The sequence below is a fragment of the Brevibacterium sp. AGC70 genome, assembly GCF_057334195.1.
In genome coordinates this window covers 39994-46464 of sequence record NZ_JBHFIH010000003.1, presented here as the reverse complement: position 1 = coordinate 46464, position 6471 = coordinate 39994, and the positions used below count along the sequence as shown (strand labels likewise).

The window sequence follows — 6471 nt, the reverse complement described above, 5'->3', positions numbered from 1 at the left end:
CCCACCATCAGGGGGCCCCCCTCTTCGTTCATTCATATGCGGTCCCCGCGAACGTAGACGCGAACGTAGACGCGAACGCGGGCGCGAACGCGGGCGCGCGAGCAGAAGCATCGCCGCAGAACATCCTCGGCCTATGGCATCGAACTCGGTCAGAAGCTCAACAGTCGGCAAGTTCTGATCGAATATCTCGAACAATTCGACCAGGACTTACCGACTGTTGGCCTGCGGCGAGCTCTGAATGCGTGTCGGCGTTGCATGGCGGCTTCGTTGAGCAGGACGGCTAGCCGAAGAGGACTTGCGCCTCTTCCCAGCGTTGAAGCGGAACAGACTTGAGTCGGTCGACGGCTGAAGCCATGTCGACCGAGACGATGTCGGTGCCCTTGAGACTGGCCATCTTGCCCCAGTCGCCGTTGTTCGCGAGATCTGCCGCAGCCATCCCCAGACGCGTGGACAGGACCCGGTCATACGCCGTGGGGGAGCCGCCTCGCTGAAGGTGTCCGAGAATGGTGGCACGGGACTCGATTCCGGTGATCTCCTCGATCTTGGGAGCCAGGAAGTCTGCGATGCCGCCGAGACGGGTCCGTCCCTTGTTGTCGACACCCCGGTCCGCGACCTGTTCGTCGAGCCCCTCGGGAATGAAGCCCTCGGCCACGACGACGATCGGAGCACGGCCGCGGTCCCTGGCCGAGGTCACCCATTCCTCGATCTGGTCGAAGGAGACGGGAAACTCCGGCATGAGGATCGCGTGCGCGCCACCGGCCATTCCCGCATGCAGCGCGATCCATCCGACGTTGCGGCCCATGACCTCGATGACCATGCATCGATGATGGGACTCGGCCGTTGTGCGGAGCCGGTCGATGGACTCGGTCGCGATGGCTTGGGCCGAGTCGAAGCCGAAGGTGTAGTCAGTGCCGCTGAGATCGTTGTCGATGGTCTTGGGGACACCGATGATGTTGAGTCCCTCCTCGTTCACGAGTCGGGAGGCCCCAGCCAGTGTGCCCTCGCCGCCGATCGCAACGATCGCGTCGATGCCGTGGGCGGTCATCACCTCGCGCATCCGCTCCGGCCCGCCGCCCTCATAGGGGTGGGTGCGGGACGTGCCGAGGATGGTGCCGCCTCGGCCGGAGAGTCCGCGAACGTCGAGCATAGTCATGTCGAACACATCGTCTTCGAGCAGGCCGCGCCAACCGTCGCGGATTCCCACAAACGTATCTTCGTGCGAGCGGATGCCCTTGCGGACGATTCCGCGGATGACCGCGTTGAGTCCGGGGCAGTCCCCGCCGGAGGTCAGTACACCTATCTTCATTCCAATTGCCCCTGATCCTTTGCTCGATAGCCTTTGGCCAAATGCACGTCGTGACCGGCCATGACAGAGACGCCCTTGAGGATGAGCGTCCCATTCGAACCGTCTCCTTTGGCGGAGCCGCGGATCTCATTGCCGGCCATGATGTTGATTGTGTCGGCGCGGACCCGCACGCCGGGAGGGACGTAGATGTCGTGGCCGGCCATCATCGAATACGATGTCAGCGACACGGTGACTCCCGGTCCCATGACGTCGCACAGGTCGATGTTGTCGCCGCCCATGAGCGAATAGGTCGTCACCTGGGCTGTGCCGGCTGGCACATCGAGTTCGCGCCCGGACATAATCGCCACCGAGTTCATCGGCTCCGCTGTGCCCGGTTCCGCCATCGGAGCCAGCGAGGTGGGTCCGGCGCTGCGTGCGAGTGATGTCCCTGCCGCCGTTCCGCCGGTCTGGCGCTGCAGGGTGCGGTAGAGCTCGTGTCCTTCGGGCAGATCGACGATGAGCGGCATCAGTTCGTCGAGGTACTTCGCCGAAATCGCCTCATCCTGACGTTCGGCGGTCTCTTCCGGGTCGAGCCGACCGTTGCTGACCGCGTCGGTGATGACTCCGAGAACGGCGTCGCGGTCCTTGTCAGAGGCTCGGATGCGGGGCGCGGGCGAGTGCGGGGAATCTTCTTTGGCCATGACGCCCAGTGTAGCGGGGACCACACATCTGCAGTTGAGATCGGCCGCAGCCAAGTTCCACAAGCTGGACACAGCCACGACTCGGAATTGCGACAGCACAGCACACGAGAGCGGAATCACTGACAACCAAAGAGTTCCCATGACAGTCAACCCGAATCCGAACCTTCCGAACCCCGGGCCGGGCACTCCCAGAGCCGGACAACAGGGCGGTGGCCAGCAGAGGCCTGATTCCATCCTGGATACGACTGTGCCCCCATCACTGATCGTGGTGGGGGCACAGGCGCGATTTCTCAGATCACTCAGCGGTGCAGATCGAAGCGGTCTGCTTCGACGAGCTTGCTCCAGGCCTTGACGAAGTCGTTGACGAACTTCTCCTGGGCGTCATCGGAGGCGTATACCTCGGCGATGGCACGCAGCTCGGAGTTGGCACCGAAGAGCAGATCGATACGGCTTCCGGTCCACAGCTTGTCTCCCTCGGGGGAGAAGCACTCGTAGACAGTGGCGGATTCGGACGGTCCGATCGGCTTCCAGACGTTGCCCAGTTCCAGGAGGTTGACGAAGAAATCGTTCGTCAGCTCGCCGGGACGGTCGGTGAACACACCGAGCTCCGAATCTTCGTAGTTTGCACCGAGGACACGCAGCCCACCGATGAGCACGGTCAGCTCCGAAGTGGTCAGACCGAGCAGGCTCGCCTTGTCCAGGAGGAGGTACTCGGCCGACAGGGGGAGGTCCTCGGTGAGGTAGTTGCGGAATCCGTCGTGTGTCGGCTCCAGGTAAGAGAACGAATCGACGTCGGTCTGCTCCTGGGTCGCGTCACCGCGGCCGGTCGAGACCGGAACGCTGACATCATGGCCGGCGGCCTTCGCCGCGGTTTCGATGCCGACGCCGCCGGCGATCGCCAGGACATCGGCGAACGTTGCTCCGGTGTCCGCTGCGATGCGTTCGAGGACTGTGATGACCTCGGCTAGCTTCGCGGGCTCGTTGACTTCCCAGCTCTTCTGCGGTTCGAGGCGCAGGCGTCCGCCGTTGACTCCGCCGCGGAAGTCGGAGACACGGTGTGATGATGCCGCGGCCCACGTGGTTGAGACCAGCTGGGAGACGCTCAGCCCGGATTCGCGCACGGCAGCCTTGATGGCCTCGAGCTGGCCCTCTGCGAGCGGTGTGCCGGCCGGGACCGGGTCCTGCCAGATGAGCTCTTCGCTGGGGACCTCGGGTCCGAGGTAGCGAGTGGACGGGCCCATGTCACGGTGAGTGAGCTTGAACCAGGCGCGGGCGAAGGCATCCTCGAAGGCCTTCTGATCGTCCTTGAAGCGGCGCGAGATCTCACCATAGATGGGATCGAAACGCAGCGAAAGATCGGTTGTGAGCATGCGGGGCTCGCGGCGTCCGTCGCCCTGAGCCATCGGAACCATGTCATCGCCGCCGCCGTCGACTGGGCGCCACTGCAGGTGTCCGCCTTCGTTCTCGAAGACCTCCCATTCGTAGGCGAAGAGGATGTGGAAGAACTCGTTGTCCCACCGAGTGGGGTGGTAGGTCCACGTGACCTCGATGCCGCTGCCGACGGTGTCATTGCCCTGGCCGGTGCCGAAGTCGGACTTCCAACCCAGGCCCTGCTCCTCGATCGGTGCTGCTTCCGGATCTCCGCCCTTGTGCGACTCGGGTGCTGCGCCGTGGGTCTTGCCGAAGGTATGTCCACCTGCGATGAGAGCGACTGTCTCCTCGTCGTCCATGGCCATGCGACCGAAGGTCTCGCGGATGTCGATGGCCGCGGCCAGCGGATCCGGTTTGCCCTCTGGGCCCTCAGGGTTGACGTAGATGAGACCCATGGTCGTTGCCGCCAGCGGCTTCTGCAGCTCGCGGTTGCCCACATAGCGCTTGTCGGTGCCCAGCCATTCGGTCTCGGAGCCCCAGTAGACGTCATTGTCGGGTTCCCACACGTCCTTGCGACCACCGGCGTAACCGAAAGTCTTGAAGCCCATGGATTCGAGACCTACGTTTCCGGCGAGGATGAATAGATCAGCCCATGAGATCTTCTTGCCGTACTTCTTCTTGACCGGCCAGAGCAATCGACGGGCCTTGTCCAGACCCACGTTGTCGGGCCAGGAATTCAGAGGCGCGAAACGCTGCTGCCCTTCGCCGCCGCCGCCGCGTCCGTCCTGGACTCGGTAGGTGCCTGCGGAGTGCCAGGCCATGCGGATCATGAACGGGCCGTAGTGACCGAAATCAGCCGACCACCAGTCGGCGTTCGTCTTCTGCAGCTCTTCGATGTCGGCCTTGAGCGCGTAGTAGTCGAGGCTGGCGAACTCGGCGTCGTAGTCGAAGCCTTCGTCCATCGGGTCGCGAGCTGGCTGGTTCTTGGCCAAGATCTTGAGGTTGAGGCGATTCGGCCACCAATGCGAGTTGGCATCGCCCTGGCTGGGATCGACCAGCGAGTCGGCATCGGGCGCCGTCGCCGCAGCCGAGGTGGTGTGGACGACTGGACAGCCGCCGGCGGTGGAAGTATCGGTCATAGTATTCCTTTCACTTTCGAGTCCCCGTCAGGACCCGGTTGAAGACAAAGGTGTGGCTTTGTCGTTGGGTGGATCGGCTCAGACCGCCGAGGCGGGTTCGGTGCTGCCCGAACGCGCTGCAGACACAGCGCAGTCAGGACACAAGCCCCAGAAAGTGACTTCGGCCTGCTCGATGACGAAACCAGCGTCGTGTGAAGGGGTCAAGCAGGGGGCCTGCCCGACCGCACAGTCGACATCGACGATGAGATTGCACGAGCGGCACACGAGGTGATGATGATTGTCCCCGATGCGTCGCTCGTAACGGGCCACAGACCCGGACGGCTGAATGCACCGCACGAGTCCGACCTCGGTGAGTGTGTGCAGCGAGTCGTACACCGCCTGATGCGATACCTCGGGGAGGATCTCTCGAACAGCGCGGATGACAGTCTCTGTGTCTGCATGCTGGTGGTCGCACACAGCCGCGAGAACTGCGACTCTCTGTTTCGTCACGCGAAGGGAACTCTCCCGCAGTGCTGCGGTCGGTTCCGACTCGTGCCTATCCTTGTTCTCAGCCACAGCAACAGCTTGCCGCCTTTTCTTGAATGAGTCAAGGAAGCAATAGTCTCGAGTCTCGGGCGCGCGAGCCGCGGGCGACTGTCGGCCTCAGTTCTCGGTACGCGAAGAGCTTGGACTTCGGTCCGCGGAGGGTAGGTGCACCGGGGGAGGGGGTTCCCTGCGCCGGGGTGGCGGTGGCGGGGCTGTGTCGTGCAACCCACAGCGGCTGGTTTTGACCAGATGCGGGAGACCGCGATATTCTAGGATGCGACTGATTGTGTTATCTGCCTCGACGAATGACCATACCGGATGTTTTGTGAGATCCGGACTGATTGTGAGAATTCGACGGAGGCAGGCCGCCGACGTGTCATTCTGCATAGGTTGCGTGTCAACGCGACACGCCCGAGTGCAGGGTTCAGGCCGTCGCGCGAATACTGGCATCGGGCGTGAAGCTTCACCCGGTGTTCAGTCGGATATGTCCCACGGTTCACAGACATGGCTGATGCCATGGCCAACGTTGGGAATTAGGTTTATCGAGAAGCAAATGGAGAACGCTTAGTGCCGACAATCCAGCAGCTCGTCCGCAAGGGACGACATGTCAAATCCGCAGGATCCGACGCTCCTGCTCTGAAGAGCAGCCCGCAGCGTCGTGGAGTGTGCACCCGTGTGTACACCACTACACCCAAGAAGCCGAACTCGGCTCTTCGCAAGGTCGCTCGTGTCAAGCTTTCGAGCCAGATCGAAGTGACTGCCTACATTCCAGGCGAAGGACACAACCTGCAGGAGCACTCGATCGTGCTCGTGCGCGGTGGTCGTGTCAAGGACCTGCCAGGTGTGCGCTACCGAATCGTTCGCGGTTCGCTTGACACCCAGGGTGTCAAGGGCCGCCAGCAGGCACGCAGCAAGTACGGTGCGAAGAGGGAGAAGAAGTAATGCCACGTAAAGGTCCTGCACCAAAGCGACCGATCGTCATTGACCCGGTCTTCAGTTCGCCGATCGTCACGCAGCTGATCAACAAGATCCTGCTCGACGGAAAGCGTTCGACCGCTGAGCGCATCGTCTACGGTGCTCTCGAAGGCACCCGTGAGAAGAACGGCAATGACCCAGTTGTCAACCTGAAGAAGGCTCTCGACAACATCCGCCCATCCCTCGAGGTTCGCTCTCGCCGTGTCGGTGGCGCAACCTACCAGGTTCCGGTCGATGTCCGTCCGGTTCGTTCGACGACTTTGGCACTGCGCTGGCTCGTGGCTTACTCCCGCCAGCGTCGTGAGAAGACGATGACCGAGCGCCTCATGAATGAGATTCTCGACGCGAGCAACGGCCTCGGCGCCGCTGTGAAGCGTCGCGAAGACACCCACAAGATGGCCGAGTCCAACAAGGCCTTCGCCCACTACCGCTGGTAATCGTTCCTCTCCGGAACCCTGGCCGGCAGGCGTCATGC

Annotated in this window: 6 protein-coding genes; 2 read left to right on the top strand and 4 right to left on the bottom strand. The window is 62.7% G+C overall.

From position 1 onward, the window contains the following. Window positions 1–280: 280 nt before the first annotated feature. From ACE03M_RS03280 to ACE03M_RS03265, 4 genes are all read right to left on the bottom strand, one after another. Window positions 281–1306: a 6-phosphofructokinase gene (locus ACE03M_RS03280; RefSeq protein WP_485932739.1), complete on the bottom strand. Its 1026-nt coding sequence runs from the start codon at window positions 1304–1306 to the stop codon at window positions 281–283. After that, window positions 1303–1986, bottom strand: coding sequence for a DUF1707 SHOCT-like domain-containing protein (locus tag ACE03M_RS03275; protein WP_485932738.1), 684 nt, complete (start codon window positions 1984–1986; stop codon window positions 1303–1305). The genes ACE03M_RS03280 and ACE03M_RS03275 overlap by 4 nt, the downstream gene beginning before the upstream one ends. A gap of 299 nt (window positions 1987–2285) precedes the next feature. Then, window positions 2286–4496: a catalase/peroxidase HPI gene (katG, locus tag ACE03M_RS03270; protein ID WP_485932737.1), complete on the bottom strand. Its 2211-nt coding sequence runs from the start codon at window positions 4494–4496 to the stop codon at window positions 2286–2288. Between the two features lie 78 nt (window positions 4497–4574). Next, complete coding sequence (locus tag ACE03M_RS03265; protein WP_485932736.1) at window positions 4575–5051, bottom strand: Fur family transcriptional regulator; 477 nt, start codon at window positions 5049–5051, stop codon at window positions 4575–4577. A gap of 537 nt (window positions 5052–5588) precedes the next feature. On the opposite strand from ACE03M_RS03265, the gene rpsL reads away from it, so the two are divergent. Then, window positions 5589–5963, top strand: coding sequence for a 30S ribosomal protein S12 (gene rpsL / locus ACE03M_RS03260; RefSeq protein WP_101621017.1), 375 nt, complete (start codon window positions 5589–5591; stop codon window positions 5961–5963). Next, complete coding sequence (gene rpsG / locus ACE03M_RS03255) at window positions 5963–6433, top strand: 30S ribosomal protein S7 (protein WP_009883572.1); 471 nt, start codon at window positions 5963–5965, stop codon at window positions 6431–6433. Before rpsL ends, rpsG begins: the two co-directional genes overlap by 1 nt. Window positions 6434–6471 lie beyond the last annotated feature (38 nt).

What these genes read in the sequence shown, in the direction of transcription:
- ACE03M_RS03280 (WP_485932739.1), bottom strand. Translation starts at nt 1,306, where the DNA reads ATGAAGATAGGTGTACTGACCTCCGGCGGGGACTGCCCCGGACTCAAC.
- ACE03M_RS03275 (WP_485932738.1), bottom strand. Translation starts at nt 1,986, where the DNA reads ATGGCCAAAGAAGATTCCCCGCACTCGCCCGCGCCCCGCATCCGAGCC.
- katG (WP_485932737.1), bottom strand. Translation starts at nt 4,496, where the DNA reads ATGACCGATACTTCCACCGCCGGCGGCTGTCCAGTCGTCCACACCACC.
- rpsG (WP_009883572.1), top strand. Translation starts at nt 5,963, where the DNA reads ATGCCACGTAAAGGTCCTGCACCAAAGCGACCGATCGTCATTGACCCG.